The organism is Streptomyces sp. NPDC046215, assembly GCF_040646215.1.
GTDB lineage: Bacteria > Actinomycetota > Actinomycetes > Streptomycetales > Streptomycetaceae > Streptomyces > Streptomyces stramineus.
The window spans coordinates 1-2,023 of the sequence record NZ_JBEYZW010000194.1; the positions used below are offsets into that span (position 1 = coordinate 1).

The following is a 2,023-nucleotide window of genomic DNA, read 5'->3' on the forward strand; positions in this document are numbered from 1 at the left end:
CTCGGCAGGACTGCTTCGCTTTACGTCCTGCCGAGGCACCCCTCCGCGTCCCGGCCCCGCACGCCGGTGGCCCGGCCTCCGCTCTCTTGGGGGAGGAAAAAACAGGGCCCCCGCGTTACCCCACACCCCCGTACGGAGTACGGGGGTGCGATTTGTCGGCCCGGCAGCAGGGCAACGATGGCAACACCGGCCACACGCCCGGCCCCGGCACCCAGATTCCTGACGACTCCGGAGGAGAAACCGTGGAGCGAGACCTCATCGCACTGGCCAAGACGTGGCTGGCCGAGGACCCCGACACCGACACCCGCGACGAGCTCGCCGCGCTCATCGAGGCCGGGGACACCGCCGAGCTGAGCATCCGCTTCGGCGGCACCCTCCAGTTCGGCACCGCCGGCCTCCGCGGCGAACTCGGCGCCGGCCCGATGCGCATGAACCGCGCCGTCGTCATCCGCGCGGCCGCGGGTCTCGCCGCGTACCTGAAGAAGCAGGGCCACCTCGGCGGCACGGTCGTCATCGGCTACGACGCGCGCTACAAGAGCGCGGACTTCGCCGCCGACACCGCCGCCGTCATGACCGGCGCGGGCCTGAAGGCCGTGCTGCTGCCCCGGCCGCTGCCCACGCCCGTCCTCGCCTTCGCCATCCGCCACCTCGGCGCGGTCGCGGGCGTCGAGGTGACCGCCAGCCACAACCCCCCGCGCGACAACGGCTACAAGGTCTACCTGGGCGACGGCTCCCAGATCGTGCCCCCGGCGGACGCGGAGATCGCCGCGGAGATCGCCGCGATCGCGGGCCTGGCGGACGTGCCTCGCCCGTCGGCCGGCTGGGACACCCTCGACGACTCGGTCGTACAGGCGTACCTGGAGCGCACCGACGCGGTTCTGACCAGCGGTTCCGCCCGTGACCTGCGCGTGGTCTACACGCCCCTGCACGGCGTCGGCCGCACCGTCCTGACCGCCGCGTTCGAGCGGGCCGGTTTCCCCGCGCCGACCGTCGTCGCCGAGCAGGCCGAGCCGGACCCGGACTTCCCCACCGTCGCCTTCCCCAACCCGGAGGAGCCGGGCGCGATGGACCTGGCGTTCGCCACGGCCCGCGCGGCCGCGCCGGACATCATCATCGCCAACGACCCGGACGCGGACCGCTGCGCCGTCGCGGTGCCCGCCCCGGAGACGGCCGAGGGCTGGCGCATGCTGCGCGGTGACGAGGTGGGCGCGCTGCTGGCCACGCACCTGGTCCACAAGAAGGCGCAGGGCACCTTCACGACGACGATCGTCTCCTCGTCGCTGCTCTCCCGCATCGCCGCGGCCGCGCCCGGCGTCGCGTACGAGGAGACGCTGACGGGCTTCAAGTGGCTCGCCCGCGTGGACGGCCTGCGGTACGCGTACGAGGAGGCGCTGGGCTACTGCGTCGACCCCGAGGGCGTCCGCGACAAGGACGGCATCACCGCCGCCCTGCTGGTCGCCGAGCTGGCCGCCGGGCTCAAGGAGTCCGGCCGCACGCTGACGGACCTCCTGGACGAGCTGGCCGTCGAGCACGGCCTGCACGCCACGGACCAGCTCTCGGTGCGGGTCGAGGACCTGTCACTGATCTCGGACGCGATGCGGCGCCTGCGCGAGCAGCCGCCGACGGCCCTGGCCGGGCTGCGGGTGGCGTCGGCCGAGGACCTGGCGAAGGGCTCGGAGGCGCTGCCGCCGACCGACGGCCTGCGGTACCACCTGGCGGGTGACGCGTCCGGGAACGTCTCCGGCGCGCGCGTCATCGTCCGCCCGAGCGGCACCGAGCCGAAGATCAAGTGCTACCTGGAGGCCGTCGTCCCGGTCGCGACCGCCGACGCCCTCAAGGACGCCCGCGCCCGCGCCGAGGCCGTCCTGGCGGCCATCAAGACGGACCTGTCGCAGGCAGCGGGTATCTGACCCTCTCCCAAGGAGCGGAGGCCGGGCAGCGGACGCAAGGGGCCGGGACGCGGAGGGGGGGGGGTTACTGGCGTTAAGGCGGACGGAGAGCAAATGCGCCCGCCGCGGCGGCG

Annotated in this window: 1 protein-coding gene; it reads left to right on the forward strand. The window is 74.0% G+C overall.

What is annotated here, in order from left to right; genetic code table 11:
* The first annotated feature begins 242 nt into the window (after nt 1–242).
* Entirely contained in the window at nt 243–1,910 is a 1,668-nt protein-coding gene (locus ABZ951_RS33795; protein WP_344089052.1) for a phospho-sugar mutase, read from the forward strand.
* Nucleotides 1,911–2,023: the final 113 nt, after the last annotated feature.